The following is a 26,534-nucleotide window of genomic DNA, read 5'->3' on the forward strand; positions in this document are numbered from 1 at the left end:
GGCCCCGCGTCCGCGCGGGGGGGGGGGGGGCCCGCCAACCCCCCCGCCGGCGGCCCCCCCCCCGCGGCCCCCCACGATGGTGCCCCCGCCGTCCCAGCTGGCCTGGAAGAACGTCATCCGGTGGCTCTGGCCCACGAGCTGCGCGATCTGGGTGAAGACGAGGTTCGGCTTGTCGAGCCGGCGTAGCGCATCGGCGTAGCCGCCGCCCGTCGTGGTGAGCTGCGTGGCCGCCGCCGCCGCGGTACCGGTCTGCGACCCGAGCACCGGCGGAAGCACGCCCGCGATCACCAGCATCCGCAGCACCGACCGGCGACTCCACAGCGCGGGATTGTCTTCGGCATCGTTGCCAACAATTGAATCCATGATCCACATACTGCAATCGGTATGCGATCATGTCAATGGATGATCCATCACGCGACGACTCCTGTGCTTCCCCACCGGTAACGTCGACGGCACAGAGCACTGGGAAAGGACGCACGAGGTGACGGAGGATTCTCCCGAGGAGATGACGGAGTACTTGCTGAGCACTCTCCTGATGCCGCTCGCGCCACCGCCCGAGCCCGACGACTTCGACGACTTCTGGCGCGAGACGTTCCTCGAGTTCGGTGTCGGTCCGGTCTCCTGGGAGTTCACGCAGGACCTCGCGCCGACGCCGACGCACCGTGTCGCCGAGATCCGATTCCATTCCTCCGCCGAGGAGCGGGCCGCCGCGTACGCCATGGTTCCGCACCGGATCGCCGAGACGCGTCGGGGGCTCGTGGTCGGGCACGGATACGGCGGACGCACCGCCCCCGACCTCGACCGCGTGCCCGCGGACACAGCGGCGATCTTCCCCGTCGCACCCGGCACGCATGCGGTCGCCGACAGCCGCTTCCCCGCCCCGCCGGACGACCATGTGCTGGCCGGCATCGCGCACCGCGACACCTACTCGCATCGTTTCAGCGCCGCCGATATCTGGCGTGCCGCCACCGTCCTGCTCGACATGGTGCCCGCGGTGGCGGGAGCGCTGGACTTCAGCGGAGGGAGCTTCGGCGGCGGGATCGGAGCGATGGCGCTGCCCTGGGATGATCGCTTCCGCAGGGCCGCGCTGGATGTGCCGAGCTTCGGGAATCACGACGTACGGCTGTCGCGACGCTGCACCGGCAGTGGCGAGGCGGTGCGCCGACACCTGCGCGACCATCCCGAGGTGCGCCCCGTACTCGACTACTTCGACGCAGCGACCGCGGCGCGTCGCCTGCGCATCCCGGTGCACGTGAGCGCCGCACTGCTCGACCCCGCAGTCGACCCCCGGGGGCAGTTCGCCGTCTACCACGCACTGTCCGGCCCTCGCCGACTCGGGGTGCGCGCCGGCGGTCACCTCGCAGGACCGATCGGCGAACTGTCCGATCGGCTCGCGCTTCAGGACAGCGTCGACTTCCTCGCTCTCCCGGATGAACGGCTCTCAGACAACGCATAGCGATCTCCATAGAAATCACATAGGAGATTCCGCAGAATAGACGCATGACCAGCGACCTGCCCGACCTGCGCCGCCCTGACGGCTCCCCTTTGCGCATCCTCGCCGTCGACGACGAGCAGATGCTCACCGACCTCCTCGCGATGGCTCTGCGCATGGAGGGGTGGGAGGTGCGCACCGCCTCATCGGGGATGGAGGCGCTGCAGGTCGCCCGCGAGTTCGAACCCGACGCGCTCGTGCTCGACATCATGATGCCCGACCTCGACGGGATGTCGGTGCTCAAGCGTCTCCGCGAATCGGGCAACCTGGTCCCGGTGCTGTTCCTCACCGCGAAGGACGCCGTGGGAGACCGCGTCGCCGGGCTCACGGCGGGCGGCGACGACTACGTGACCAAGCCCTTCAGCCTGGAAGAGGTCATCGCCCGCCTGCGAGCGATCATCCGCCGCACCGGCCACGCCACCGCGGACGACGGGCAGTCGATCCTCCGCGTCGCCGACCTGACCCTCAACGAGGACAGTCATGAGGTGATGCGAGACGGCACCGAGATCGAGCTCACCGCCACCGAGTTCGAGCTGTTGCGCTACCTCATGCGCAACGAGCGCCGGGTGCTGTCGAAGGCGCAGATCCTCGACCGCGTCTGGAGCTACGACTTCGGCGGCAAGTCCTCGGTCGTCGAACTGTACATCTCGTACCTCCGCAAGAAGATCGACGCAGGGCGCGCCCCGCTGCTGCACACCGTGCGCGGCGTCGGCTACATGATCAAGGCCCCGCAGTGAGCTCAGCGACGATGATGAGACGGCCGATGAGCCTCCAGACACGGCTGATGACCGCCGTGATCGGGTTCGTCTCGCTGATCCTCATCATCGTCGCCATCATCACCAGTGCGACGCTCGGGAAGACGATGGAGGATCAGCTCGACCAGAAGCTGAACACCTACGCGCACCAGCTCGCCCGGCTGACCGAGGGCTTCGCGCCGTCCTCCGCGACCGCTCAGAACATCCTCACCGGCCCGTATTCACCTCCGGTCGGTCTGGTCTTCGTCGTCTCGAGCCCGGTCACCGGCTTCAGCGGGGCCGTCGTGACGAACACGTCGGAGGACGAGCTGAACGGTTCGCTCACGAGCCTCGACGGCACGCAGATCGCCGAGATCGCGGTCGCGCTCAACGGTGCATCCGTCGCCACGGTCTCCCTGTCCGACCTCGGCTCCTACCGGATGATGGCGGTGCCGGCGGGGAACGGCGTGACCGTCGTGACGGGTCTCCCCCGCGACGAGATCCAGAACCAGCTCGCGCAGCTGCTCACCGTGATCGCTCTCGCGACGATCGGCGGCCTGATCCTGCTGGCTCTGACCACGGCGATCACCATCAGGGTGAGCCTGCGTCCGCTCAGAGCAGTGGCGGTGACGGCCACCAGAGTCGCGAATCAGCAGCTCGACCGCGGAGAGGTCACCATCACCGAGCGGGTACCGGCTTCTGAAGCCGACCCCCGCACCGAGACCGGACTCGTGGGTGCGGCATTAAACAAGCTGCTCGATCACGTGAACACCTCGCTGGCCTCGCGGCAGAAGAACGAGGAGCGGATGCGCCGCTTCGTCGCCGACGCGAGCCACGAGCTGCGGACGCCGCTCGCGTCGATCCGCGGCTACTCCGAGCTGTCGCTGCGCGCCCTCCGGCAGCAGAGCGCCGAAGAGCAGAAGCCCGAGGTCATCGAGGGCACCACGTCGTCGCTGGAGCGCATCCAGGCGCAGTCGCTGCGGATGACCCGCCTCGTCGAGGACCTTCTGCTCCTCGCCAGGCTCGACGAGGGGCAGGAGCTCGTCTACGGCACGGTCGACCTCACGCAGCTGGCGCTCGAGAGCGTCTCCGACGCCCGTCCGACCGCCCCCGATCATCACTGGAACATCGAGGTCCCCGACGAACCCGTCACGATCGTCGGCGACGCTGGCCGGATGCACCAGGTCGTGACGAATCTGCTCGCGAACGCCCGTACGCACACGCCGGCCGGCACCTCGATCACCCTGAGCGTCGGGCGGGAAGGCGACGAGGCGGTGCTGCGCGTTCACGACGACGGCCCCGGAATCGACCCCGGCATCCGTGACGAGCTGTTCGCCCGCTTCGCGCGGGGCGACTCATCTCGGGCCCGTCAGACCGGTGGCACGGGACTGGGACTCGCGATCGCGAAGGCCATCGTCGAGGGGCACCACGGGTTCATCTCCGTGACGAGCGAGCCCGGCGACACGACCTTCACCGTGCGCGTCCCGATCACCCCGGCGCAGCGCGCGGACCCCGACGCCTGACGCCCCTCCCACCTCCCGTCCCTCCCGTACGGATGTCGGGAGGGTGCACGGATGTCGGACCGTGGAGGGCCATTCCTCCCGACATCCGTCCGCACTCCCGACAAGTGTGCGCGGGGTCGGCGAGGTCGGGGCGTCCGTCACGTCAGTGGCGCTCGCGCAGACGGGCGACGGCTGCGACGACCGCCGCCTCGACCGTCGGCCACGCATGGACGATCTGCGCGTAGTCGAAACGGAGCGTCTCGTAGCCGAGCGCCGATGCCGCCGCATCCCTCACCAGATCGCGATGACGAAGGGCGGCTCCCTCATGGTTGCCCTTCCCGTCGGCCTCGAGGATCAGGCGGCCGTCGAGCACGAAGTCGACCCTCCCCACGGTCGGGATGTGCACCTGGCACTCCAGACGGATGCCGCACAGATGCAGGCGCAGTCGGAGCAGCGACTCCAGCCCGCTGTCAGCGTCCGATCGCGCCAGATCGACGAGCCAGTGAGCGCGGGACGGCAGGCGCCTGCGGATCCGGCGCAGCGCCGCGGAGGGAAGCTTCCTCTGCGCCAGAGCGGACTCCAGCCCCGCGAAGAACGTCTCGTCGCCGAGGCACCGGTAGGCGTGGATCAGCACCTCCTCCAGCGGCGCGAGCCCGACGCCTGCCCGCCCCGCGTCATGGTGGGTCACGCAGGCGCATCCCTCGTGATGTCGACGCCCGTTGCCCCCGAGCCAGACGTGCGCGGGCCCCTCGGGACGCAGAACCCAGACACCGTGCAGGAGCAGGGCGTGGGCGCAGGTGAGCGCTCCCCCGTGCGCAGCAGCCTCCACGAGAAGCGGGTCCGCGTCGGGAACCGCGAAAACCCCGGCGCGAACGCGGAGCAGCGCCCCGGTGCGCACCTCGTCCGCGCACATCCGTCGAGTGATTCCGTACGACTGGAGCAGGGTTCCCCTGACGACACCGCCATGGCGGGCGGTCATGGATGCGGCACTGGGCATCCATCGATCCTGCATCGGCGCGGACGCGCGTCAGACTCCTGAGCGTGTGTTGTGGGGCGATTCGCTCCGCCCCTCGTGATGTGCAGGAGGAGACGCCCGCACACCTGTCGGACGAATGCACGGATGTCGGACCGGATCGCGGCGATTCCCTCGACAGGTGTCCGAACTCCCGACATGTGACCCGGGGGGGGCAGGGACCGGGGCGGGGCCGGGGCGGGGTCGGGGGGCGCCGCGGGGCAGGGGCGGGGGCGGGCCGGGCGGGGCGGGGGCCGGGGCGGGCCGGACGCGGCGGGGGCGGGCCGGGCGGGACCGGGCGGGGACGGGACGGGACCCGGGCGCGGCGGGGGTCAGTAGCCGGCGAAAGCGTCGGTCGTGAGGGTGCGGGCCTTCTGCATTGCGGGCGCGAGGTCGGCGATCAGTCGCGGAGGTCCGGAGATGAACGCATGGCGCGCGGTGATGTCTGCCACGGCACGCTCGAGCGTCTCCGCATCCAGGCGGGCTCCCTGCCCCCAGGACCAGTGCGCGGGAAGATCCGCGGGTTCGTCGCGGGTGAACACCACCGTGCGCACACCGGTCGCGGCGAGCTCGTCCCGGAACGCCAGCTCGGAGGCGTCGGATGCGACGTACACGAGCACCACGTCGCGATGCTGCCCCGTCGCCTGCAACTGCCGCAGCTGCGACACGAAAGGCGTCACGCCGATGCCCGCTGCGACCATGAGCACCGGCTGATCGCCCCGCGGCAGGATGAAGTCGCCCCAGGTGCCGGTGACGGCGAAGGTCGCGCCCGGCTCCGCGGCAGCGAGCGCCCGCTTGTAGCTCGATGGATGCTTCTGATCGCCGTTCTTGTACGCGATGCGCAGGGTCGGCAGATCGGCCGGCGCCGACACGATGCTGAACTCGCGGCGGGTCCCCCGTGCATCGGGCCGGTGATGCGGAACGTCGAGCTCGAGATACTGACCGGGGAGGAACCGCACGGTCCCCTTGGCCCGGAAGGTCAGCTCCTGCGCCGTCGGAGTCACGAACTCCCTGCGCTCGAGCACGAGACGCACCGACCCGCGCAGGGCGAAGGCGAACGCGACGAGGTTGCCGATCAGGAGGGCCCGCTCCTGCCCCAGGGTGAACAGCCCGGCGACGGCGATCGGCCATCCGGCGAGCAGCCCCACCACGACCGCCACCACGAGCTGCTGTCGGCGGCGCGGCGGGAGCGTGAGCGGCTCGGAGAGCATGAAGGCCCCGAGGAACAGGAACGGCGACTGGAGCACGGCGAACTGCAGGGCCGTCAGCAGGTCGAAACCGATGTCGAACTGGGTGGCCTGGACCGCCTGCCGCACCACGGAGGTCGCGATCGCGACCACGAGGAACAGCAGCACGACGCGCACCTTCTCGGTGCGCCACAGCACCGCCAGTCCGAGGACGGCGACGGGGATCGTGAGCACGGGAGTGCCGACCCACCACGACGAGGAGGTGCCGAGCCACTCGAAGGCGCCGAAAGCCCCGAGGATGGACACGACGGCGGCCCCGAACGCGGCGGGGTTGAAGATGTGGCGACCTCGCCAGGCGATCAGGTACTTCGACACGCTCGCCACAGCTCCCGCGAGCGCGAGGCCGAGGAGGGCGCCGAGTTCGAGCCCCGGGCGCAGGACGAACAGCAGGATGAGCGCGGTGACCAGCGATGATTCGATACGCCACGGAAGACGCAGGATCCGCTGTGCTCCGGCGTCCACAGCCGAGATGACGACCGCGAGCACCCCGAACGAGGCGACGAGTTCGAGCGGGGTGGGCGAGACGATGACGCCGAGCAGTGACAGCACGAGGGCGATCACGGCCAGAACGATGAGCGCGAACAGCACGAGTCGGTACATCGAGAGCGAGCCCAGTACCGCGAGGACCCGCTGGCGCGCGGCGGCGAAGGAGGTGATCACGTCGTCCAGTCTTTCCTAGTTCGGGGCCGAGGGGCGCGTCTTTCCGGTGAGGAACAGTTCGGCGGGGCAGCCAGGCGAGCGCTGCACCCGACCGTCGGTGCTCATGCGCACCCAGTGCACGCCCCAGTCCGCGGCGATCTCGGGGCCCCCGGGGAAGAAGAGCGCGGTCGCGACGGCATCGGCGGTCATCGCGTCGGGCGCGAGCGCCCAGGTCGCGGCCCAGGTTTGCACCGGAGCTCCCGTGCGCGCATCGAGCACATGGTGCAACCCGCTCCCCCACGCACGCCGGTTCACAGCCGATGCGCACAGCGCGCCGTCACGCACCTCCACCACGCCGATCGCCTTCGTCGGATCGTATGGATGCTCGAGCCCGATCCGCACCCCCGCACCGCGCACCCTGATGTCGCCGCCCGCATCGACCACGAGATCTCCCGGCACGCCCGACAGAGCGCTCAGGACCAGGTCGACGAGGCGACCCTTGCCGAGCGCTCCGACGTCGAGGAACGCCGGCGCCTCCGCCACGACCTCGGAGCGCGTCCACGAGACCCGCTGCTCCCAGTCCGCGGGAGAGCGCACGGGCTCCCCCGGCACGAGCGAGTACTCGGCGTCGTAGCCGAGCGCTGCGAGACTGTCCGCAACGAGGGGATTGACCGCGCCGTCGGTCGCCGCCGAAAGCGCGCGGTACGCGTCGAGCATCGGCCCGGCATCGGTGGATGCGAAGGCGCCTCCCGCGGTGCCGAGACGCGTGACCTCGGAGTCGGGACGGAACCGGGACCACTCCCGGTCGAACCGCTCGACCTCGGCGCTCACGGCCCCGCGATCCGCCTCCGTCAACGTCTCCGTCGACTCGACCTCCCAGTGCGTCCCGATCGCCTCGAAGCGCCAGCTCGCCATGGGCGTCAGGCGGCTATGCGGCCGCCTGCTCCTTGATCGACTCGACCGCGTCGTTGAACCCGCCGCTCGTGAGAGACGAGCCCGCGACGCGACTGACGTTCAGATCGTCGAGCGCGACGCCCTCGACCTCGGCGGCGATGCCGTCGATGAACTGGCCCTGGTACTGCTCGGTCTCGGGGGCCTGCGGGTCGCCCGTGACCTCGACGTCGGTGACCACACCGTCGGCGAGGGTCAGCGTGACGGAGATCTGCTCCACCGTCTCCGGAGTCTGGTACGAGCCGTCGGCCGTGTAGGTGCCGTCGGCGTATGTCGCGGTGGAGTCACCGCCTGAGGATTCCGAGGAGGAGGGGGCGTCCGACGTGCCCGCGCCGTCGTTCGACGAGTCTCCGGTATCGGCTGTGCCGGAGCAGCCGGCGAGCACGAGCATCCCGGCGATCCCGAGCAGCGCGGAACCCTTGCGGACAGAGGTCGGTACAGTCGTGCGGATCATGCTGGCCTCCCGGTGCGGTGTCTGTCGACGCGTTCGCCGATGCATTCGACCGTATGCACCGCGGCTATGCGCGGGCTGTGCCGTGACGATGAGTTACGCGTCGCCGCCGAACATGCTCGTGACCGAACCGTCTTCGAACACCTCGTGGATCGCACGCGCGAGCAACGGGGCGATGGGGAGGATGGTGAGCTTGTCCCACCGGCGCGATTCGGTCAGCGGGATCGTGTCGGTGATCACGACCTCGTCGATCGACGAGTCCTGGAGACGATCGGACGCCGGGTCGCTGAAGATCGCGTGGGTCGCCGCGACGATCACCCGGTGGGCGCCGTTCGCCTTGAGCGCCTGGGCCGCCTTGACGATCGTGCCGCCCGTGTCGATCATGTCGTCGACGAGAAGACAGGTGCGGCCGTCGACAGCACCCACGATCTCGTGCACGGAGACCTGGTTGGCGACCTTCGGGTCACGGCGCTTGTGGATGATGGCGAGCGGCGCGCCGAGGCTGTCGGACCAGGTGTCGGCGACGCGCACGCGACCCATGTCGGGCGACACGACGGTGAGGATCTCGCGGTCGGCCGGAGAGAGGGTCCGCTCGAAGTAGTCGAGCAGGACCGGCTTCGCGAACAGGTGGTCGACGGGTCCGTCGAAGAACCCCTGGATCTGCGCAGCGTGCAGATCCACGCTCATGACGCGATCGGCGCCGGCGGTCTTGAGCAGGTCGGCGACCAGGCGAGCGCTGATCGGCTCGCGCCCGCGGCCCTTCTTGTCCTGACGCGAATAGGGATAGTACGGGGCGACCACGGTGATGCGCTTGGCCGATGCGCGCTTGGCGGCATCGATCATGATGAGCGTCTCCATGAGCCACTCGTTGACCGGCTCGCCGAAGGTCTGGACGAGGAAGAGATCGACGCCGCGGATCGACACCTCGAAGCGGGCGTAGATCTCGCCGGAGGCGAAGGTGCGGTGCTCGACCGGAGCGATCTCGGTACCGAGTGCCTCGGCGACGGCCGCGGTCAGCTCGGGGTGCGAGCGCCCGCCCGCGACGACGAGCCGCTTCTTGGTCTTCGCGATGATGCCGGGGGCGACCCCGTTGTCGCGATCCAGATCGACCGTCTTCTTCTTCCGGGCCATGCTCCGCCTATTCCGCCGAATTCTCCCGAGCAGCGGCGTCCGCCGCACCCGTTCCTGCTCTGTTCTTCTCGACCCAGCCCTCGACATTGCGCTGGGGTGCGACGGTCATGGCCAGGGCTCCGGCCGGGACATCCTTGCGGACGACCGCGCCGGCGCCGGTCTTCGCGCCTGCACCAAGCCTAACGGGCGCCACGAGCACCGTGTGCGAGCCGGTGTGCACCTCATCGCCGATCTCGGTGCGGTGCTTGTTCACGTCGTCGTAGTTGGCGGTGATGGTGCTCGCGCCGAGGTTCACACCGCGGCCGATCGTCGCGTCGCCCACGTAGGAGAGGTGCGGCACCTTGCTGCCTTCGCCGATCTCGGCGTTCTTGGTCTCGACGTAGGCGCCGATCTTGCCCTTCGCGCCGAGGACGGTGCCCGGTCGGAGGAACGAGAACGGGCCGACCGTGGCCTCCGCGCCGATCACCGCGAGGGTCGCATCCGTGCGGCGGACGATCGCGTCCTCGCCGACCTCGCAGTCGACCAGTGTCGTGTCGGGGCCGATGACGGCACCGGGGGCGATCACCGTGGCGCGCAGGATCTGCGTGTTCGGGAGGATCGTGACGTCGGGCGACAGTTTCGCGTCATCATCGATCCAGGTCGTCGCCGGGTCGATGATCGTGACGCCCTCGAGCTGCCAGCGGCGCACGATGCGCTGGTTGAGCAGGCGGCCGACCTCGGCGAGCTGCGCACGGTCGTTGACGCCGAAGGTGACCGAGACGTCGGAGACGACGGAGGCGGCGACGCGGTCGCCGTCGCGGCGCAGCAGCCCGGGGACGTCGGTGAGGTACATCTCCCCCTGCGCGTTGTCGACGCCGACGCGCGGCAGGTACGTGCGAAGCGTCGCAGCGCGGAACACGTACATCCCGGCGTTGATCTCACGGACGGCGGCCTCTTCGGCGCTCGCGTCCTTCTGCTCGACGATGCGGTCGACCCCACCGTCGGCGTCGCGCACGACGCGGCCGTAGCCGGTCGGGTCGTCCACCAGTGCCGTCATCAGCGTGGCCGGCGCGCCGGATGCGCGATGCTCGGCCAGGAATCCGGACAGGGTATCGACATCGGCCAGCGGGCAGTCTCCGGAGAGCACCAGCACATCGCCGTCGAAGTCGTCGGGGAGGGCGTCGATCGCGACCTGCACGGCACGGCCGGTCCCGGGCACGTCGTCCTGGTCGATGAACACGGCATCCGGGTAGTCCTCGGCGAGCGCGGCGACGACCTGGTCGCGCTCGTGACGCACGACCACCTCGATGTGCGCCGCCTGCAGGCGTGCAGCCGTGGTGAGAACATGCCCGACCAGCGGGCGTCCACCGATCGGATGCAGCACCTTGGGCAGGCGCGACTTCATGCGCGTGCCCTGACCTGCGGCGAGGACGACGATGGCGAGATTGTTCCCAGTCATGCTCCGCCGCCAGGACTCGAACCTAGACCTCACAGCTCCAAAGGCTGTCGTGCTGCCATTACACCACGGCGGACCGCGCCGCCCGTGAGAGCACCGCGGGGTCAAGTCTGCCACGTCCCGGCCCGGGTTCTGCTGACACCCGATCCGTCACCGGCCGGAAACACGGATCTGGGATGCTGGCACCCATGAGCATCGTGATCGAGAAGGTGGAGAGCGCGACCCCTGCCCTGGCGGAGTTCCTGGTCGCCCATCATGCCGAGCTGGAGCACACGGCGCCCGCCGAGAGTCGTCATGCACTGGTGTTCGAACGTCTGCTCAGGCCGGGCGTGCGACTGTTCGCGGGCTTCGTCGACGGCCGCCCCGCCGCCACCGGAGCCCTCGCGGCCGTCGCTGAAGGTCACGAGGAGATCAAGTCGATGCGCACCGACCCCGCGCTGCGCGGCCGAGGACTCGGGCGGTCGATGCTGGCCTTCCTCCTCGCCGACGCGGAAGCTCGTGGCATCTCGCGGGTCTCCCTCGAGACCGGAAGCGCGGAGTTCTTCGTGCCGGCCCGCGCGATGTACGCGGCGGCCGGATTCCGGGAGTGCGGCCCGTTCGGCACCTACCTCCCCGACCCGTACAGCACGTTCATGACGCTCGAGCTCGCCGCAGCATCCCGCGCACCCCGCCCGCGCGCGCGATAATGGGCGGATGAGCGAGGTGGATGAGGTCGATCGGATCGTCGGCGCGTGGAACACGCAGCGCCCCGATCTCGACTTCTCCCCCCTCGAGGTGCTGTCGCGGATGGACCGGCTCTCGCGGCACCTCGATCGCGCGCGCCGCGATGTGTTCCGCCGTAGCGACCTGGAGCACTGGGAGTGGGACGTGCTCTCGGCGCTACGACGTGCGGGGGCACCGTTCCAGCTCTCCCCCAAGCAGCTGCTGCAGCAGACGCTCGTGTCGAGCGGCACGATGACCAACCGGATCGACAGGCTCGTGGGCCGACGCTTCGTGCGCCGCGAGGCCGATCCCGGGGACGGTCGCAGCGTGCTGGTGATCCTCACCGATGACGGACGCATCCGTGTGGACGCGGCGATCACGCGCCTCGTCGACGTCGAAGCCGACCTGCTGCAGGCCCTCTCGCGCTCGGACAGAGACCGCCTGGCCGGGCTGCTGCGCAAGCTGAGCCTGAGCTTCGACTCCTGATCTCAGCGAGCCGATGCGCCGGTCTCAGCGAGCCGACTGCAGGAGCAGACGACGGTTCTTCTCCAGGACTTCGGCAGGAAGACCGGCGACGATCTGGGCGACGGTGACACCCGAGAGCGACTCGCGCCAGGCGTCATGCGCACGCCGCATGACCGCGGCCAGCGCGCACGGCCGGGTGCAGTCCTCCGGGCGTGCCGCACCCCGTCCCTGCTGTCGCAGTTCGCGGCAGACGTAGGGGTCGGCGGCGCCGTCGACCGCGCCGATGAGTTCGAGGATGCTGAGCTGCTCGGGCTCGCGCGCGAGTCGGAATCCGCCGCGGGGCCCCGTGCTCCCGGTGAGGATGCCCGCCCGGACGAGTTTCGCGAGCTGCTTGGACAGATAGGGTCCGGGGACGCCGAAGTGCTCGGCCAACTGCGCTCCGGAGACCGTCGAACCCGCAGGAAGCTGCGCGATCACGGCGACGCTGTGCAGCACCCACTCGGAGGTCTCGGGGAGTTTCACTTGCCCATCGTATCCGCACCGCTCTATTGTGGACATGCAATATCCATGATTAAGGAGTGAGCATGCGCATCGCAGTGGCTGGTGGGACGGGAAGGATCGGGCGCCTGGTCGTGGCGCACCTGGATCGCGAAGGCCATGAGGCGGTCTCGCTGAGTCGAGGAGAAGGTGTCGACCTGCTCACAGGTGTCGGTCTCCGCCAGCGGCTGCAGGACGTGGACGCCGTGATCGACGCGACCAACCCCCCGGTCTCCGACATCGCCGACGCCGAGCACGCCTTCGCGACGATCACCCGCAACCTCCTCATCGCCAAGGCGGAGGCGGGCGTCGGTCATCACGTCGCCCTGTCGATCGCTGCACTCGATGACGTCGCCGGCAACGCACATTACTACGGCAAACGGGCACAGGAGCGCGAGGTCGCGGCCGGAGCGGTGCCGTACACGATCGTGCGAGCGACGCAGTTCCACGACTTCCCCGCCATGATCGCGGAGTGGACGGTCGTCGACGGCGAGGCGATCGTTCCGCCGCTGCTGCTGCAGCCGATCGCCCCGGCGGACGTCGCGGCGGCACTGGTCGATGCGGCCACGGCCGGACCGGTGTCGGGATCGTTCGACGTCGCCGGTCCCCGCACCGAAGACGCGGTCGACATGGCGCGACGCACGCTCGCCGTCCGCGGACAGGACCTGCCGCTGCGCGCCGCCTGGCGCGGCGCCGCACTGGGAGTCGAGTTCGCCGGCGAGGTGCTGCTCCCGGCCGCCGGTGCGCGCCTCGCGCCGACCTCTTTCGACGACTGGCTCGCCGCCGGAGCCCTCTGACGGCGCGGGCCGGTCGACGAGAGGACGATCGCCGGTCGCTTAGGGTGGAAGGATCCCGTTCGCGACCAGCGACGCCGTTCCCCCGGAGGCCGACCGATGGGCATGCCCTCTCCCCTCCCCGTGCGCGACGGCGTCGGAGCGACACGACTGCACGTGCCGTTGCGAGGCGGGTGGCCGACCGTGGCCGCGTACATGGTCGAGCGCTTCTTCCATCTCGACCCGGAGCGACTGCTCGAGCGCTTCGACCGCGGCGAGATCGTGACCGCCGACGGATCGGCCGTTCCCCGCGACGCCCCGCTGGGCAGCGTGGAGTTCGTCTGGTACTACCGCGAGCCCGCGGTCGAGACCCGCATCCCGTTCGAGCTCGAGATCCTGCACCAGGACGACCATCTCGTGGTGGTCGACAAGCCGCACTTCCTGCCGACGACGCCCGGGGGCAAGTTCCTGCAGAACTCGGCGCTGATCCGCCTGCGAAATCTGCTCGACAACCCCGACCTCGCACCGATCCACCGCCTCGACAGGGCGACGGCCGGGCTGCTGATGTTCTCGTCGCGCCCGGCGACCCGCGGCGCATACCAGCTCCTGTTCGAGAACCGCCGGGTGCAGAAGGTGTACGAGGCGGTGTCGGCCCTCCCCGACGGGCCCCTCCCCTCGTTCCCGGTCGTGTACCGGAACCACATCGAGAAGCCCCGCAGTCAGGTGCGCGTGCAGGTCGACGACGCCAAGGAGCCGAACGCCGAGACGCTCATCGAGCTGATCGACTCGGACGACCGTGTGGTGCATACGCTGCTGCGACCGCACAGCGGGAAGATGCACCAGCTGCGCGTGCACCTCGCCGCCCTCGGCATCGGCATCCTGAACGACCGCTTCTACCCCGAGCTGCTCGACGACCTGCCGGACGACTTCGACCGCCCGCTCCAGCTGCTCGCCAGAGAACTGCACTTCGTCGACCCGCTCAGCGGCGCGGACCGGGTGTTCACCACGCGGCGCGCCCTGCAGGAGGCACCGGGTGCACCCGTGCCGGGCGACGCCACCGTCAGCGACGCATGACCTTGCGCGCGAGCCGCGCCCCCAGCATCTGCACGAGGTGCACGAAGACCACGATCAGCACGATCGCCGTCCACATGACGACCGGCTCGAACTGACGGAATCCGTAGATCTGCGCGAACGCACCGAGACCGCCGCCGCCGATCAGACCCGCCATCGCCGTCATGTCGATCAGCGCGACCACGATGAACGTGTAGCCGAGGATCAACGGTCCGAGCGACTCGGGGATCGCGACCGTGAACAGGATGCGCCACGGGCCTGCGCCCATCGCGCGCGCCGCCTCGATCACACCAGGCGAGACCGACACCAGGTGCTGCTCGACGATGCGGCCGATCGCGAACGCGGCAGCCAGGGCGATGATGAACGCGCCGGCCGTCGTGCCGATGCCCACGCCGACAACGGCCCGGGCGAACGGCTGGGCGACGGCCACGAACAGCACGAACGGGATCGGACGGAAGAAGTTGACCCCCAGGTTGGCGATGAACGCGACGGGCTTGTTCTCGACGAGCCCACCGGGTCGCGTGACGTAGAGGATCACGCCGATCGCGAGGCCCAGCACGCCGCCGAGCACGAGCGCGAACGTCGTCATGTACAGCGTCTCGAGGGCGGCCGCCCACAGCTCGGGCCACAGTTCGTTCAGACGGTCCATCAGCGCGCCTCCTCTCCGGCGACCTCGGTGACTTCGACTCGCTCGCCGATACCCGCGAGTGCGCGGTCGATCGCGGCGGCGTCGCCGCGGATGGCCAACGTCAGGTGCCCGAAGGCCCGGCCGCGGATGTCGTTGATGCCGCCGAACACGAGCTCGAAGTCGAGGCCGGCGGCGGCCAGATCGAGGAACACCTGGGCCTGGGAGGAGTCGCCGTCGCGGAACGAGAACGTGACGAGGCGACCGCGATGCCGCTCCCGCAGCACCGCGAGCTCCGACGGCGACGGCACACCCTTCACGACCGTGCCGACGAACCGCTGGGACGCGGGATTCTGCGGCGCGGAGAACACGTCGAACACCTCGCCGTTCTCGATCACGCGACCGTTCTCCATCACGGCCACCCTGGTCGCGATGGTCTGGATGACGTCCATCTCGTGCGTGATCACCACGATCGTCACGCCCTGCTCCCGGTTGACGCGTCCCAGCAGGTCGAGCACCTCGTGCGTCGTCTGCGGGTCGAGCGCGCTCGTCGCCTCGTCGGCGAGGAGGATGGCGGGCTTGGTGGCGAGGGCGCGAGCGATGCCGACGCGCTGCTTCTGCCCACCGGAGAGCTGCTCCGGATAGGCCTTCGCCTTGTCGGAGAGCCCGACGAACGACAGCAGCTCCGTCACGCGTGCCTCGATGTCGGGCTTCGACCACCCGGCGAGGGTGAGCGGGTACGCGATGTTCGCCTTGACCGTCCGCGACGAGAACAGGTTGAACTGCTGGAAGATCATGCCGATGCCCCCGCGGACCCGGCGCAGTTCGCGCTCCTTGAGGGCGGTGATGTCGACGCCGTCGACGGTGATCGTGCCGCTCGTCGCGGCTTCGAGCGCGTTGATCAGCCGCACGAGCGTTGACTTGCCCGCACCGGAGTACCCGATGATGCCGAAGACGTCGCCCTTCTCGATCGAGAGGGTGACGTCATCCACGGCGACGATCTCGGCATCGTCACGCGTGCGGGAGGGATAGGTCTTGGAGACGTTCGTCAGGGTGACGATCGGCATGTGCTGCTCCGGTCTGCTTCGGGAACGAAGAATCGGGTGACGCGTGTCGCGCCACCCGATTCTCCCTCATCGGACGGGGGTGGAGTTCCCCTCGCCCGCTACTTGCTGTCTTCGGCGTCCGCCTGGACCTTCTCGAGCGATGCGACCAGGTCCTCGACCGGCGTCTGGAGCGCGACGGCCGTGCCGCCCGACGACTCGAGCAGGCCCTTCTGGACGGCCTCGTTCGTCTGGAAGATCTCGACGAGCTTGAGGTACGTCTCATTGTCGGCGTCTTCCGCGCGGGCGGCGAAGATGTTCACGTACGGCAGCGCGCTGGGGTCCTCGGGGTCGTCCTGCGCGATCGCGTCTTCGAACGTGAGTCCTGCGTCCTGCACGAAGTCGTTGTTGATGATCGCTGCGGCGACGTCGGGCAGCGACGTCGGGATGAGCGCGGCCTCGAGCGCCTTGACCTTGACCTTGGACTTGTCGGTGTCGACGTCGGCGAGGTCGGAGTACGGGGTGCCGCCGCTCTTGAGCTCGACGAGCCCTGCCTGCTGCAGCACGTTCAGCGCACGAGCCTGGTTGGAGGCGTCATCCGGGACGGCGACGGTCTCGCCCTCGGGGATGCTGTCGACGTCGTCGTACTTCTTCGAGTACAGCCCGAGCGGGTAGATCGCGGTCGATCCGATCGGGGTGAGATCGGAACCGGAGGCGTTGTTGTACTCGGCCAGGTACACGATGTGCTGGAACTGGTTGAGGTCGATCTCACCCTCGGTGAGAGCCGGGTTCGGCTGCTCGTAGGAGCCGAAGTCGACCAGTTCGACCGTGATGCCCTCGTCGGCGGCTGCCTCGACGAAGGCCGGCCACTGCTCGTCGCCCTTGCCGACGACGCCGACCTTGACGACCTCGTTCTCGGACGATCCGTCGCTCCCCGAGCCGGTGTCGGAGGCCCCCGTGGCGCAGCCTGCGAGCGCGACGAAGAGTGGGACCGCGGCGAGCGCGGCGATGATGGAGGTGGTGCGGCGTGACATGGGAAGGGGTTCCTCTCTTGGGGGACTCGAATACGTTAGACAGGCCGTGCCGCGCACGCGGAATCGTCTGTCACACGGCGTCACAGCCGGGACGCCCCGACGAGTTTCAGTCGTATTCCTCGATCCCCTGCAGGCGTACCTGCTCGAGGTCGAGTCGGGCGGAGATGCGCCGGACGACGATGTCGTCGACCGTCCCGGCGCCGCGCAGTCCCAGCAGCACTTCGCGCTTGCGGTCGATGAGGGCGAGCTTGAGGCGCGTGTGCTCCTCGTGCCGGATCAGCGGCGAGCGCTGGGCCAGATCGACGTCGGTCGATGTCGCGATGATCTGCAGTACCGTGCCGTCGGTGGCGTCGTCGTCCGTGGCCTGCGGGGTGCCTCCGCCGCCGATGCCGTACGGGTCGGGCTCGCCGAGCATGTCGTCCAACGCCTCGGCCTCCGCGTCGACCAGAGCCTGCTCCCGCGCGAGCGTGCGCGCGTTCGCGAACTCCAGCATCTGATACCCCTCCGAGCGCACGCGGTCGCGGACCTCCTGGCCGATCCCATGCTCGGCGGCGAGGTCGTCGAGGGCGGCGAGGGCTGCTCCGGAGATCGCGCGCTCGGCGAGTTCGTACTCCTCGTCCTCCACGTGGTCGACGGGGAACCTCGCCCACCGCACGGCGGCCGGCAGCAGGGGGCCCTGCACCAGGAGGCTCAGGAGGATGACGCCGGCGGTGACGAACACGATCTCATCGCGCCCGTTGATGGCACCGCCCTCCGTGACGCTGACGGGCACGGACAGCGCGATCGCCAGGGACACCGCACCGCGCATCCCCGCGATCGTGGAGACCGCCCTCGCACGGGCGCGGGATCCGGGCGCAGGCCGCGGACCGGACTGCCGCTGGAAGATCACGTTCAGCAGCTGGAACACGTACCGCACGACCAGCAGCGTCGCCCATACGGCGAGCGTGATGAGCACGAGCCGTCCGATCGCCGCGGCCGAGATCTCGTGCGCGACGTACTGGACTTCGAGGCCGATCAGCACGAACAGCGCGCCATTGAGCAGGAAGACGCCGAACGGCCACGCCGCATCGGCCTGCCGTCGGGACGAGGCCGTCGTGACCCGAGGCGACACGTACGCGACGATGAGCCCGGCCACTACGACGGCGAGAACCCCTGAGGCGTGCACCATCTCGGCGGCGAGGAACGCGGTGAACGGGATCAGCAGCAGAGCGACGTTGATCACGATCGTCGAGGACGTGCGGCGCAGGAGCAGGTAGCCGAGACCCGCGATCACCACACCCGCCGCGATACCGCCGACGTACGAGATCAGCACATCGAGCGTGACCGACAGCGGGGTGATCTGGCCGCCGAGCGCGAGCGACACCGCGATGGCGTACAGCACGAGGGCCGTGCCGTCGTTGGTGAGGCTCTCGGCCTTGAGCTTCATGAACATGCGCCGCGGGAGCAGTCGTCCGAGCGCCGCGACGGCAGTGGCATCAGGTGGCGCGACGGCTGCGCCGAGGATGAGGGCGATCTCCCACGGCATCCCGAAGAGCACGCCGATGCCGGCGACCGCGAACGCCGAGGCGACGACGAGCACCGTGCTCATCGGGAGGATGTAGCGGAAGTCCCGGCGGATCGACCGCAGCGATGTGGTCAGGCTCTCCCAGAAGAGCATCACCGGGAGGAACAGCAGCAGCACCGTCTCGGGCGGCAGCTGGACCTCGCGCAGCTGCGGGACGAAGCCCAGCAGCAGACCGAAGATGACCAGGACGAGGGGCAGCGCGAGACGCACGCGCGGGGCGATCAGGGTTCCGACGAGAATCGTGAGTCCGAGCAGGACTGTTACTTCGAGGCCTTCCATCCCTACCTCCCAACAGCGGTGAGAGAAGGATATTCCTCCGTCAGCCGATCTCTTCCGCCCAGTCGCCCTGAGTGCCGCTGGACATACTTTCCCATATGGGTATATGTTGCTGTCATGGCACGAGCAGCGACGACCTCGGATGTGTTCAATGCGATCGCCGAGCCTCGGCGTCGGCAGATCCTGACCCTGCTGCGCGACGGCGAACGAGCAGCGACAGCGCTGTCGGAGGACTTGGGCATGTCCCAGCCGGGCACGTCGAAGCACCTTCGCGTGCTCCGAGAAGTGGGCCTGGTCCGGGACCGCCGAGCGGGCAAGCAGCGCCTCTACGCCCTGGATGCCAGCGGCCTGCGAGCGGTGCACGAGTGGTCGGGCGGATTCGAGCGGTTCTGGAGCGAGAGCTTCGACCGACTGGATGCATATGTGCAGGAACTCAAGAACGAGAGGCAGGACTAGCGGATGCAGACGACAGGACGGGTGGCGCCGACCGCCGACCGGGAGATCGTGCTCTCGAGAGTGATCGACGCGCCTCGGGAGCTGGTGTTCGAGGCGTTCACCGAGGTGCGGCACCTCTCGCGATGGTGGGGTCCCACCGGCTTCACCACCACCACGCGATCATTCGAGTTCCGCGTCGGCGGCGAATGGGAGTTCGTGATGCACGGGCCCGACGGCACCGACTACCCCGAGTGGATCGCGTGGACCGAGATCGAGCCTCCGGCGCGGATCGCCCTGCGGCACGGTGAACATCGCGACGACCCCGACGCGTTCGAGTCGGTCCTCACCTTCACTGCGGACGGGGAGAAGACCCGGATCGAGATGCTCACCGTTTTCGCGACCACGGCGCTGCGCGACGCGGCGATCGAGAAGCACGGGGCGATCGAGGGCGGTCGACAGACGCTGGTGAGTCTGGCCGGGTACGTCGGCGAGCTCGTGCGGGATGGAGGACAGCACTGATGGCCGGCACCGTGTTCTTCAGCGTCTCGATGTCGCTGGACGGCTACATCGCCCCCGACTCCCCGGAAGAGCTGATGGGACAGCAGTGGATGGAGCTCCAGAAGTGGGTTTTCCGCCAGCGGCACTTCCGCGAGAACCTGAAGCTCGGCGACGGCGGCGAGGAGGGCCGCGACAACGACATCGTGCGCGAGACTTTCGAGCGCACCGGCGCGAGCGTGATGGGCAAGCGGATGTTCGACGCCGGCGAGCACGCGTGGCCGGACGATCCGCCGTTCCACACCCCGGTCTTCGTCGTGACACACGAGGAGCGTGCGCCGTGGGAGCGCCGGGGCGGGACGACGTTCCATTTCGTGAACGACGGCATCGAGGCGGCACTCGAACGTGCGCGTGCAGCGGCCGGCCCGCGGGACGTGCGTATCGCGGGCGGCGCCACGACGATCGTGCAGTGTCTCAACGCCGGCCTGGTGGACGAATTCCACGTCGCGCTCTCGCCTGTGCTGTTCGGCCGCGGTATCCGCCTGTTCGATGGCGTGGACCCGAAGCGGGTGGTTCTCGAACTGCGAGACGCGGAGCCTTCACCCCGCACCACGCACCTTCGCTATCGGGTCAGCCGATCTCCTCGGTGAGCTCGAACCAGCGCAGCTCCAGCTCTTCGATCTCGGCCTGCTGCTCGCCGATCTTCTTCATCCGCTCGCCCAGCCCTTCGTAGTCCGACTGATCGTGGTCGGCGAGGGCGCTCTTGGCGGCGTTGACCTGCTGGGTGAGCTTCTGGATGCGTCGCTCGAGGGCCGACACCTCCTTCTGCGCCGCGCGCAGGGCCGCTCCGTCCAGGCCCGTGGCGGCCGTGCTCGATGTCGCCGTCGCTGCGGCGGTCGCGGTCTGCTTCGGGGTCGCGGCGTCCTGCCGCTCCCGCAGACGCAGGTACTCGTCCACACCGCCGGGAAGGTGACGCAGGTGGCCAGCGCCGTCCGGACCGGGAAGGATCGCATACTGCTGGTCGGTGACCCGCTCCAGGAAGTAGCGGTCATGGCTGACGACCAGCAGCGTGCCCGACCAAGAGTCGAGCAGGTCTTCGATCGCGGCCAGCATGTCGGTGTCCATGTCGTTCGTCGGCTCGTCGAGGATCAGCACGTTGGGCTGTTCGAGGAGCACGAGGAGCAGCTGCAGACGGCGCTGCTGCCCACCCGAGAGGTCTTTGACCGGCGTCGACAGCTGTGCCGACGAGAAGCCGAGACGCTCCAGGAGCTGCCCGGGCGTGAGGTCCTGCGCCTTCGAGCCGGCGCCGAGCGTGTACGAGGTGCGCAGGCCGGAGATGACCACCCGCACCGGGTCCTTCCAGTACTGCTCGAGCTCGTCGAGACGCTGCGTCAGGGTCTTCACGTTCACGGTCGTGCCGCGCTTGACGCGACCCACCGTCGGCTCGACGGTGCCCGAGATGAGCCCGAGCAGCGTGGACTTGCCTGCGCCGTTCACCCCGAGGATGCCGGTGCGCTCCCCTGGTGCGATGCGCCATTCGACATCCTTGAGGACGACCTTCTCGCCCCCGTCCGCGGTGGGGTAGGTCACTCCGACATCGAGCAGATCCACCACGTCCTTGCCGAGGCGTGAGACTGCGAGCGACTGCAGCGACACCGTGTCGCGGATCTCCGGCACGTCGGCGATGAGCTCGTTCGCCGCATCGATGCGGAACTTGGGCTTGGCCGTGCGCGCCGGTGCGCCGCGCCGGAGCCACGCGAGCTCCTTCTTGGCCAGGTTCTGACGCTTCGCCTCGGTGGCGGCAGCCATCCGGTCGCGTTCGACGCGCTGCAGGATGTACGCCGCGTAGCCGCCCTCGAAGGGGTCCACGATGCGGTCGTGCACCTCCCACGTCTCGGTGCAGATCTCGTCGAGGAACCACCGGTCGTGGGTGACGACCATCAGGGCACCCGAGTTCGGCGACCAGCGCTTCTTGAGGTGCGCGGCGAGCCACGTGATCGCCTCGACGTCGAGGTGGTTGGTCGGCTCGTCGAGGGCGATGACGTCCCAGTCGCCGGTGAGCAGCTTGGCGAGGGAGACGCGACGGCGCTGGCCACCGCTGAGCGAGCCGATCTCGGCATCCCACGGCAGATCGGTGAGGAGCCCGTCGATCACGTCGCGGATGCGCGCATCGCCCGCCCACTCGTACTCCGGGGTGTCGCCGACGACGGCGGCGCTGATCGTCAGGTCGTCGGGAAGGGTGTCGGCCTGGTCGAGCACGCCGATGCGCGTGCCGCCCCGCACCGTGACGCGGCCCGAGTCGGGCTCTTTGATCCCGGCGAGCATCCCGAGGAGGCTGGACTTGCCGTCGCCGTTGCGGCCGACGATGCCGATGCGGTCGCCCTCCTCGATCCCCAGGGTCACGGAGTCGAAGACGACTCTGGTCGGATATTCGAGGTGCAGGGCTTCGGCCCCCAGAAGATGTGCCATGTTCCCTCAAGGGTAGTCGGGGATGACGGGCGCGACGGCCGGTTCCGCGGCAGGCGGACTCCGACCGACACCGCCCGACCTAAGATCGACGGGTGCCAAGGAATCGCCGGATGTTCTCGCTCATGCTCGACGACCGCGAGGCGAAGCTGGTGCAGTCGCGGAAGCGACCCGGTCGCTACGAACTCAGCGTCGACGGAATCCCGCAGTCGGTCGTCTCGATGACCGATCCCACGGCGCTCGACTACGCCTACATCCGGCACATCGCCAGGGCGATCGATGCCGCCGCTGAGCCGAGCGCTCCGCTTTTCACGGTTCATCTGGGAGCCGGAGCGCTCACCCTGGCGCGCTACGTCGAGGCGACGCGCACCGGATCGCCGCAGCTCGTGGTCGAGTTCGAGCCCGCCCTCTACGAAGCGGTGATCGCCGCACTGCCCCTGGCCGCCACCGCCGATCTGCGAGTCATCTTCGGCGATGCGCGGACGATCGCCGACGCAGAGCTTCCGCACGAGTCCCGGCCGTCGGTGCCGGCATCCCCCTCCCCCGTTCCCGGCGCCGCGACGGTCGGGCGCACCGCGGTCGACACCGAGTGGGTGGATGCGCGTTTCACCGTCGTCGATCTCTGGGATGCCGCCGTCATCCGCCACCGTGTGGCCAGCCAGGAGTTCTACCGCCGGGTCGCCGCACGCTCCGCCGCAGACGGAGTCGTGGCCGTGAATCTGCTCGACGGGCATCCGTTCGAGTATTCGCGGCGACAGACGGCCACACTGAACTCCATCTTCGCCCACATCGCCGTCGTCCTCGACGCAGAGCCGGACGATGACGAGGGACCGCTCGGCAACGTCGTGATCTTCGCGAGCGACGAGCCGTTGGACGTCGTGGCGACACCCGACCTCCTCGGCACACCGCGACCCCACATGCTCCACGATGGCGACCTGACGACATGGATCGCCGACGCGCGCATCATGACAGACGCCGACGGCACGGACTCCCCCGACCCCGACGACCCGCTCTGGGACTAGCGCTCCTCGGCGCGGCGGGCTCAGCCTCCGCCGAACATCTCAGGGAGCGACGCCGTGAACCCGTCGAAGTGGCTGTACCAGACGGTGTGTGCCGCACCCGGGATGCTGCGGACCTCGACACCGCTCTGCTCGAACCGGCGCACATCCTCGTCGGTGACCCAGGCGCTCGGATCGGCGCGGATCACGATCGACCCCGGCGCCGCCTCCCACGCCCGGTCTGGACCGCAGGAGACGGATGCCGAGGTCGCGGGGTCGAACCGCGCGGCAGCTCGAGCCTCCACCTCGGCATCCGTCTCCGAGTAGAACGGTCGGGTCGCTCTGAGCGCGTCCGGCGACATCCGCAGGAGCCTATCCTGCGCGTACGCGGCCGTGAGCGCTTGTCTATCGGCGCCCCCGGTGAGGGCGAGGGGCGCGTCGACATAGACGGTCCGTTCGGGCCGCAGCTGCACCGCGGCGGCAGCGAGCACCGTGGCCCCGTACGAGTGGCCGATGGCCTCGACCGGCTCGTCGGGAGCCAGAGCGCGCACGGTCGCCACGACGGCCGACGCCGCCCGCTCGATCGTGAGCTCCGGATCCCGGGGAGAGAGGCCATGGCCGGGAAGGTCCAGCGCGATCACTCGATAGCCGCGGTCCACGAGGCACGGGATGACGCGCCACCAGCTCTCGCTCGAACCCATGAGGCCGTGGAGCAGGACGGCCGTGCGGGGGCCTTCGCCGACGTCGAGTGCGTGGAGGAGCATCCGGTTCAGTCAATCACGGTCGTTATCGTTTCGTGACGATCTTACGGTGGGGAGCTTATCGAATCTTTCTTCGAATGTCTGTGACCTGTGATGGGCTGTCGTCATGACCGCACTGCTCGACGCGACCGACACCCAGCTGGCAATGCTCGCCGATCTGGTCGCGTCGTTGGAGGCCGCGGAGGCGACGCTGAGCAGCATGCAGGCGGCTCGCGACGGCATGCTGGCGATGGCCGGGCGCCTCGCCGTCGACATCGCGCGCGCGGGAGCGCATCCCGATCACGGCGACATGGCGATCCGCACGGTCGCGGCCGAGATCGGTGCGGCGCAGCATGTGAGCGACCGCACGATCGAGCGCCGGATGGCGGAGGCCTCCTGGCTGGTGGAGCGGTTCCCCACCGTGTGGCAGGCACAGGGCGACGGGCGGATCACCGCCGCGCACGCGCGGGTGATCGTCGAGGCGGGAGCACATCTCGACGACGACACCGACCGTGCCGCCTACGCCGCCGAGGTGATCGAGCTCGCCGTGCACGAGTCACCCAACAGGCTGCGGCGGATGGCACGGCGCATCGCGGAGCGGTTCCAGGAGCGCAGCATCACCGAGCGCCATCGCGATGCCCGTGAGTTGCGGCGCGTGTGGGTGAAGGATCTCGACGACGGGATGGCCGAACTCGGGGCGAGAGGTCCGGCCGTGCTGCTGCACGGCATGTTCGACCGGCTGTCCCAGATGGCGCATGCGGTGCAGGAGGAGAACGCCCGAGCGGCGAGGGATGCCGCCGCCACACTTCCCACCGACGACCGCACGGTCGACCAGTTGCGCGCCGATCTGCTCGCCGACCTCGTTCTCACGGGCACGCCTGCGGGGCACGAGACCGAGGAGGGTCTGCTCGGTGAGATCCGCGCCAGGATCGAGGTCACCGTGCCGGTGCTGACGCTGATGGACGACGACGCTCCGACGACGACGACGACGCCGCCGGCCGAACTCGACGGGACGATCCCCATCGACCTCGCGACCGCTCGCACGATGGCGGGTTCCGCGACCGGCTGGGACCGTGTGCTGACGCATCCGATCTCCGGTGCGCTGCTCGCGGTCGACCGTTACCGTCCGAGCGAGCAGCTGCGGCGACATCTGCGCGCGCGGGATCAGCGCTGCAGGTTCCCGGGGTGTGGGATCGCGGCGCGGAAATGCGACCTCGATCACACTCACGCCGCCTCGACCGGTGGGGCGACGTCGGACACGAACCTCTCCGCCTTCTGCCGCCGACATCACATGCTCAAGCACCACTCCCCCTGGAACGTCGACCAGCGCCCCGGCGGAGTGTTGAAGTGGACGAGCCCGACCGGTCGCACATACATCGACCGGCCGCCATTGCAGAACACGGTGACGTTCACTGCGGCCGATCCCGCACCCGTCCCGTTCTGAGACCCGTGTCGCCACGACGGACCGCCCGAGTCGGGAGACGACGAACCGCCCGGACCCGAAGGCCCGGACGGTTCGCATTTCCGTGAGGACGGTGTCGCGGTGCGACGGTGACGTGTCGCGCTGTGACGGTGTCAGTGCGTCTTACTCGTACGACTTCACGATCTCGAGGAGGCTCGGGACGTTGGCGTAGGCCTCGGCCGCGTTCTCCTTGGTGACGATGACCGGAGGCAGCAGGTAGGAGGGAACGACCTTGACGCCGTTGTCGTACTGCTCGGTGTCGTTGACGTCGACCTCTTCACCCTTCTGCAGCTGGCCGACCATCTTGATGGCCTGCTCCACGAGCAGCGTGGTGTCCTTGTTGATCGTGGAGTACTGGATACCCTCCATGATCGACTTGACCGACTCGACCTCGGAGTCCTGACCCGTGACGACCGGGACGTCCTTGCCCGCACCCTGCACCGACGTGATGATCGCGCGAGCGAGCGTGTCGTTCGGGGAGAGGACGCCGTCGAGCGCCTCCGAGCCGTACGTCGACGTGAGGATCGAGTCCATGCGGCGCTGTGCGTTCTCGGGCTTCCACCCCTCCGTCGCCGTCTGCGAGATCTCGGTCTGACCGGAGACGACCTTGAGCGTGCCATCGTCGATCTTCGGCTGCAGCACCTCCATGGCGCCGTTGAAGAACACCGCGGAGTTCGCGTCGTCGGGCGAGCCCGAGAACAGCTCGATGTTGTACGGAGCCTCGTGACCCGCGCGCTCGGCCAGGCCGTCGAGCAGCGCCTGCCCCTGGAGCTTGCCGACCTCGAAGTTGTCGAACGCGACGTAGTAGTCGACGGCCTCCGTGTTCTCGATCAGACGGTCGTAGGCGATGACGGCGACGCCGGCGTCGCGGGCCGCTTCGACCTGCGTCGCGAGCTGCTTGCCGTCCTTGGCACCGATGATGATGACCTTGGCGCCACCGGTGACCATCGCCTGGATCTGGTTCTGCTGCTCGGCGACCGTGTTGCTGGCCGGCGCGTACTGGACGTCCGCGTCGAAGCCCGCCTTCTTGAGGCCGTCCGTGAACAGCTGACCGGCGAGGACCCAGTTCTCCGAGGTCTTGTCGGGAAGGGCGACGCCGATCGTGGCATCGGCGGCGAAGCCCGAGGTCTCCTCTTCGCCCGATCCCGAACCCGTGTCACCGCCGCGCTCCGAGGAGCAGCCGGTGAGGGCGAAGGCGCCCGCGACGACAAGCGCTGTCGCCGACAGAAGAATCTTCTTCATGTGATCTCTTTC

At 69.1% G+C, this 26,534-nt stretch carries 27 protein-coding genes and 1 tRNA gene; 12 read left to right on the plus strand and 16 right to left on the minus strand.

Annotated features, from left to right (window positions below; translation table 11 throughout):
• Positions 1 to 372, minus strand: a 372-nt coding sequence (locus AB0E56_RS18815; RefSeq protein WP_359801543.1) for a hypothetical protein, incomplete at its 3' end; no start/stop codon positions are given.
• Positions 373 to 481: 109 nt separating this feature from the next.
• Between AB0E56_RS18815 and AB0E56_RS18820 the strand changes: the two genes are divergently transcribed.
• From AB0E56_RS18820 to AB0E56_RS18830, 3 genes are read left to right on the plus strand one after another with little or no spacing between them, the layout of a single operon-like run.
• On the plus strand, positions 482 to 1,456 hold the full coding sequence (locus AB0E56_RS18820) for an acetylxylan esterase (RefSeq protein ID WP_359801545.1): 975 nt from the start codon (positions 482 to 484) through the stop codon (positions 1,454 to 1,456).
• Positions 1,457 to 1,500: 44 nt separating this feature from the next.
• A complete protein-coding gene (locus AB0E56_RS18825) occupies positions 1,501 to 2,229 on the plus strand; it encodes a response regulator transcription factor (RefSeq protein WP_359801547.1) in 729 nt (242 codons plus the stop codon).
• 26 nt (positions 2,230 to 2,255) lie between these two features.
• Complete coding sequence (locus tag AB0E56_RS18830; protein ID WP_359801550.1) at positions 2,256 to 3,749, plus strand: ATP-binding protein; 1,494 nt, start codon at positions 2,256 to 2,258, stop codon at positions 3,747 to 3,749.
• A gap of 142 nt (positions 3,750 to 3,891) precedes the next feature.
• On the opposite strand, the gene AB0E56_RS18835 is transcribed toward AB0E56_RS18830, so the two are convergent.
• The 7 genes from AB0E56_RS18835 to AB0E56_RS18865 form a co-directional block, all read right to left on the minus strand.
• Complete coding sequence (locus tag AB0E56_RS18835; protein WP_359801552.1) at positions 3,892 to 4,725, minus strand: DUF559 domain-containing protein; 834 nt, start codon at positions 4,723 to 4,725, stop codon at positions 3,892 to 3,894.
• Between the two features lie 347 nt (positions 4,726 to 5,072).
• Positions 5,073 to 6,647 carry a flavodoxin reductase gene (locus AB0E56_RS18840; protein ID WP_359801554.1) on the minus strand — a complete coding sequence of 525 codons (1,575 nt, stop codon included), beginning with the start codon at positions 6,645 to 6,647 and terminating at the stop codon, positions 5,073 to 5,075.
• A gap of 15 nt (positions 6,648 to 6,662) precedes the next feature.
• The gene (locus AB0E56_RS18845) at positions 6,663 to 7,541 is read right to left on the minus strand and encodes an FAD:protein FMN transferase (protein WP_359801556.1); all 879 of its coding nucleotides are present in this window, start codon (positions 7,539 to 7,541) and stop codon (positions 6,663 to 6,665) included.
• Between the two features lie 13 nt (positions 7,542 to 7,554).
• Positions 7,555 to 8,031: a hypothetical protein gene (locus AB0E56_RS18850; RefSeq protein ID WP_359801557.1), complete on the minus strand. Its 477-nt coding sequence runs from the start codon at positions 8,029 to 8,031 to the stop codon at positions 7,555 to 7,557.
• A 93-nt stretch (positions 8,032 to 8,124) separates the two neighbouring features.
• Complete coding sequence (locus AB0E56_RS18855; protein WP_359801559.1) at positions 8,125 to 9,159, minus strand: ribose-phosphate diphosphokinase; 1,035 nt, start codon at positions 9,157 to 9,159, stop codon at positions 8,125 to 8,127.
• Between the two features lie 7 nt (positions 9,160 to 9,166).
• Positions 9,167 to 10,597 (minus strand): bifunctional UDP-N-acetylglucosamine diphosphorylase/glucosamine-1-phosphate N-acetyltransferase GlmU, encoded by a 1,431-nt coding sequence (glmU, locus tag AB0E56_RS18860; protein ID WP_359801560.1) that lies wholly within the window; start codon positions 10,595 to 10,597, stop codon positions 9,167 to 9,169.
• 1 nt (position 10,598) lies between these two features.
• A tRNA-Gln gene (locus AB0E56_RS18865) sits at positions 10,599 to 10,670 on the minus strand.
• Positions 10,671 to 10,782: 112 nt separating this feature from the next.
• On the opposite strand from AB0E56_RS18865, the gene AB0E56_RS18870 reads away from it, so the two are divergent.
• The gene (locus AB0E56_RS18870) at positions 10,783 to 11,280 is read left to right on the plus strand and encodes a GNAT family N-acetyltransferase (RefSeq protein WP_359801561.1); all 498 of its coding nucleotides are present in this window, start codon (positions 10,783 to 10,785) and stop codon (positions 11,278 to 11,280) included.
• 7 nt (positions 11,281 to 11,287) lie between these two features.
• Positions 11,288 to 11,782, plus strand: coding sequence for a MarR family transcriptional regulator (locus AB0E56_RS18875; protein WP_183150484.1), 495 nt, complete (start codon positions 11,288 to 11,290; stop codon positions 11,780 to 11,782).
• Positions 11,783 to 11,806: 24 nt separating this feature from the next.
• Here AB0E56_RS18875 and AB0E56_RS18880 read toward each other — a convergent pair whose 3' ends face one another.
• Positions 11,807 to 12,283 carry an Rrf2 family transcriptional regulator gene (locus AB0E56_RS18880; RefSeq protein ID WP_359801564.1) on the minus strand — a complete coding sequence of 159 codons (477 nt, stop codon included), beginning with the start codon at positions 12,281 to 12,283 and terminating at the stop codon, positions 11,807 to 11,809.
• A gap of 62 nt (positions 12,284 to 12,345) precedes the next feature.
• On the opposite strand from AB0E56_RS18880, the gene AB0E56_RS18885 reads away from it, so the two are divergent.
• Both AB0E56_RS18885 and AB0E56_RS18890 read left to right on the plus strand, forming a co-directional pair.
• Positions 12,346 to 13,095: an NAD(P)H-binding protein gene (locus AB0E56_RS18885; RefSeq protein ID WP_359801566.1), complete on the plus strand. Its 750-nt coding sequence runs from the start codon at positions 12,346 to 12,348 to the stop codon at positions 13,093 to 13,095.
• Between the two features lie 102 nt (positions 13,096 to 13,197).
• Positions 13,198 to 14,145, plus strand: coding sequence for a pseudouridine synthase (locus AB0E56_RS18890; RefSeq protein ID WP_359801567.1), 948 nt, complete (start codon positions 13,198 to 13,200; stop codon positions 14,143 to 14,145).
• Here the strand turns inward: AB0E56_RS18890 and AB0E56_RS18895 are convergent.
• The 4 genes from AB0E56_RS18895 to AB0E56_RS18910 form a co-directional block, all read right to left on the minus strand.
• A complete protein-coding gene (locus AB0E56_RS18895; protein ID WP_359801569.1) occupies positions 14,132 to 14,791 on the minus strand; it encodes a methionine ABC transporter permease in 660 nt (219 codons plus the stop codon). The genes AB0E56_RS18890 and AB0E56_RS18895 overlap by 14 nt on opposite strands.
• Positions 14,791 to 15,834 carry a methionine ABC transporter ATP-binding protein gene (locus tag AB0E56_RS18900; RefSeq protein WP_359801571.1) on the minus strand — a complete coding sequence of 348 codons (1,044 nt, stop codon included), beginning with the start codon at positions 15,832 to 15,834 and terminating at the stop codon, positions 14,791 to 14,793. Before AB0E56_RS18900 ends, AB0E56_RS18895 begins: the two co-directional genes overlap by 1 nt.
• A 98-nt stretch (positions 15,835 to 15,932) precedes the next feature.
• Entirely contained in the window at positions 15,933 to 16,844 is a 912-nt protein-coding gene (locus AB0E56_RS18905) for a MetQ/NlpA family ABC transporter substrate-binding protein (protein ID WP_359801572.1), read from the minus strand.
• Between the two features lie 106 nt (positions 16,845 to 16,950).
• Complete coding sequence (locus AB0E56_RS18910; protein ID WP_359801574.1) at positions 16,951 to 18,687, minus strand: Na+/H+ antiporter; 1,737 nt, start codon at positions 18,685 to 18,687, stop codon at positions 16,951 to 16,953.
• A 114-nt stretch (positions 18,688 to 18,801) separates the two neighbouring features.
• Here AB0E56_RS18910 and AB0E56_RS18915 point away from each other — a divergent pair, with 114 nt between their 5' ends.
• The 3 genes from AB0E56_RS18915 to AB0E56_RS18925 are packed head-to-tail and all read left to right on the plus strand — an operon-like array spanning position 18,802 to position 20,264.
• Positions 18,802 to 19,140, plus strand: a complete 339-nt coding sequence (locus AB0E56_RS18915; protein ID WP_359801575.1) for a metalloregulator ArsR/SmtB family transcription factor — start codon at positions 18,802 to 18,804, stop codon at positions 19,138 to 19,140.
• Positions 19,141 to 19,143: 3 nt separating this feature from the next.
• Complete coding sequence (locus AB0E56_RS18920; RefSeq protein WP_359801577.1) at positions 19,144 to 19,638, plus strand: SRPBCC family protein; 495 nt, start codon at positions 19,144 to 19,146, stop codon at positions 19,636 to 19,638.
• Positions 19,638 to 20,264 (plus strand): dihydrofolate reductase family protein, encoded by a 627-nt coding sequence (locus tag AB0E56_RS18925; RefSeq protein WP_359801578.1) that lies wholly within the window; start codon positions 19,638 to 19,640, stop codon positions 20,262 to 20,264. The genes AB0E56_RS18920 and AB0E56_RS18925 overlap by 1 nt, the downstream gene beginning before the upstream one ends.
• On the opposite strand, the gene AB0E56_RS18930 is transcribed toward AB0E56_RS18925, so the two are convergent.
• The gene (locus AB0E56_RS18930; RefSeq protein WP_359801579.1) at positions 20,245 to 22,083 is read right to left on the minus strand and encodes an ABC-F family ATP-binding cassette domain-containing protein; all 1,839 of its coding nucleotides are present in this window, start codon (positions 22,081 to 22,083) and stop codon (positions 20,245 to 20,247) included. The genes AB0E56_RS18925 and AB0E56_RS18930 overlap by 20 nt on opposite strands.
• 110 nt (positions 22,084 to 22,193) lie before the next feature.
• Between AB0E56_RS18930 and AB0E56_RS18935 the strand changes: the two genes are divergently transcribed.
• A complete protein-coding gene (locus AB0E56_RS18935) occupies positions 22,194 to 23,102 on the plus strand; it encodes a spermine synthase (RefSeq protein WP_359801581.1) in 909 nt (302 codons plus the stop codon).
• Between the two features lie 20 nt (positions 23,103 to 23,122).
• On the opposite strand, the gene AB0E56_RS18940 is transcribed toward AB0E56_RS18935, so the two are convergent.
• Complete coding sequence (locus AB0E56_RS18940) at positions 23,123 to 23,842, minus strand: alpha/beta hydrolase family protein (protein ID WP_359801582.1); 720 nt, start codon at positions 23,840 to 23,842, stop codon at positions 23,123 to 23,125.
• A 103-nt stretch (positions 23,843 to 23,945) separates the two neighbouring features.
• Between AB0E56_RS18940 and AB0E56_RS18945 the strand changes: the two genes are divergently transcribed.
• Positions 23,946 to 25,262, plus strand: a complete 1,317-nt coding sequence (locus AB0E56_RS18945) for a DUF222 domain-containing protein (protein ID WP_359801583.1) — start codon at positions 23,946 to 23,948, stop codon at positions 25,260 to 25,262.
• Positions 25,263 to 25,403: 141 nt separating this feature from the next.
• Here the strand turns inward: AB0E56_RS18945 and AB0E56_RS18950 are convergent, their stop codons facing one another.
• A complete protein-coding gene (locus tag AB0E56_RS18950) occupies positions 25,404 to 26,522 on the minus strand; it encodes a sugar-binding protein (protein ID WP_359801586.1) in 1,119 nt (372 codons plus the stop codon).
• Positions 26,523 to 26,534: the final 12 nt, after the last annotated feature.

This window comes from Microbacterium sp. NPDC028030 (genome assembly GCF_040637855.1).
In the GTDB taxonomy this organism is placed as follows: Bacteria; Actinomycetota; Actinomycetes; order Actinomycetales; family Microbacteriaceae; genus Microbacterium.

What these genes read in the sequence shown, in the direction of transcription:
- AB0E56_RS18900 (WP_359801571.1), bottom strand. Translation starts at nt 15,834, where the DNA reads ATGCCGATCGTCACCCTGACGAACGTCTCCAAGACCTATCCCTCCCGC.
- AB0E56_RS18855 (WP_359801559.1), bottom strand. Translation starts at nt 9,159, where the DNA reads ATGGCCCGGAAGAAGAAGACGGTCGATCTGGATCGCGACAACGGGGTC.
- AB0E56_RS18875 (WP_183150484.1), top strand. Translation starts at nt 11,288, where the DNA reads ATGAGCGAGGTGGATGAGGTCGATCGGATCGTCGGCGCGTGGAACACG.
- AB0E56_RS18890 (WP_359801567.1), top strand. Translation starts at nt 13,198, where the DNA reads ATGCCCTCTCCCCTCCCCGTGCGCGACGGCGTCGGAGCGACACGACTG.
- AB0E56_RS18920 (WP_359801577.1), top strand. Translation starts at nt 19,144, where the DNA reads ATGCAGACGACAGGACGGGTGGCGCCGACCGCCGACCGGGAGATCGTG.
- AB0E56_RS18940 (WP_359801582.1), bottom strand. Translation starts at nt 23,842, where the DNA reads ATGCTCCTCCACGCACTCGACGTCGGCGAAGGCCCCCGCACGGCCGTC.
- AB0E56_RS18830 (WP_359801550.1), top strand. Translation starts at nt 2,256, where the DNA reads ATGAGCCTCCAGACACGGCTGATGACCGCCGTGATCGGGTTCGTCTCG.
- AB0E56_RS18895 (WP_359801569.1), bottom strand. Translation starts at nt 14,791, where the DNA reads ATGGACCGTCTGAACGAACTGTGGCCCGAGCTGTGGGCGGCCGCCCTC.
- AB0E56_RS18835 (WP_359801552.1), bottom strand. Translation starts at nt 4,725, where the DNA reads ATGCCCAGTGCCGCATCCATGACCGCCCGCCATGGCGGTGTCGTCAGG.
- AB0E56_RS18850 (WP_359801557.1), bottom strand. Translation starts at nt 8,031, where the DNA reads ATGATCCGCACGACTGTACCGACCTCTGTCCGCAAGGGTTCCGCGCTG.
- AB0E56_RS18825 (WP_359801547.1), top strand. Translation starts at nt 1,501, where the DNA reads ATGACCAGCGACCTGCCCGACCTGCGCCGCCCTGACGGCTCCCCTTTG.
- AB0E56_RS18950 (WP_359801586.1), bottom strand. Translation starts at nt 26,522, where the DNA reads ATGAAGAAGATTCTTCTGTCGGCGACAGCGCTTGTCGTCGCGGGCGCC.
- AB0E56_RS18925 (WP_359801578.1), top strand. Translation starts at nt 19,638, where the DNA reads ATGGCCGGCACCGTGTTCTTCAGCGTCTCGATGTCGCTGGACGGCTAC.
- AB0E56_RS18915 (WP_359801575.1), top strand. Translation starts at nt 18,802, where the DNA reads ATGGCACGAGCAGCGACGACCTCGGATGTGTTCAATGCGATCGCCGAG.
- AB0E56_RS18910 (WP_359801574.1), bottom strand. Translation starts at nt 18,687, where the DNA reads ATGGAAGGCCTCGAAGTAACAGTCCTGCTCGGACTCACGATTCTCGTC.
- AB0E56_RS18905 (WP_359801572.1), bottom strand. Translation starts at nt 16,844, where the DNA reads ATGTCACGCCGCACCACCTCCATCATCGCCGCGCTCGCCGCGGTCCCA.
- AB0E56_RS18945 (WP_359801583.1), top strand. Translation starts at nt 23,946, where the DNA reads ATGACCGCACTGCTCGACGCGACCGACACCCAGCTGGCAATGCTCGCC.
- AB0E56_RS18870 (WP_359801561.1), top strand. Translation starts at nt 10,783, where the DNA reads ATGAGCATCGTGATCGAGAAGGTGGAGAGCGCGACCCCTGCCCTGGCG.
- AB0E56_RS18845 (WP_359801556.1), bottom strand. Translation starts at nt 7,541, where the DNA reads ATGGCGAGCTGGCGCTTCGAGGCGATCGGGACGCACTGGGAGGTCGAG.
- AB0E56_RS18930 (WP_359801579.1), bottom strand. Translation starts at nt 22,083, where the DNA reads ATGGCACATCTTCTGGGGGCCGAAGCCCTGCACCTCGAATATCCGACC.
- glmU (WP_359801560.1), bottom strand. Translation starts at nt 10,597, where the DNA reads ATGACTGGGAACAATCTCGCCATCGTCGTCCTCGCCGCAGGTCAGGGC.
- AB0E56_RS18935 (WP_359801581.1), top strand. Translation starts at nt 22,194, where the DNA reads ATGTTCTCGCTCATGCTCGACGACCGCGAGGCGAAGCTGGTGCAGTCG.
- AB0E56_RS18885 (WP_359801566.1), top strand. Translation starts at nt 12,346, where the DNA reads ATGCGCATCGCAGTGGCTGGTGGGACGGGAAGGATCGGGCGCCTGGTC.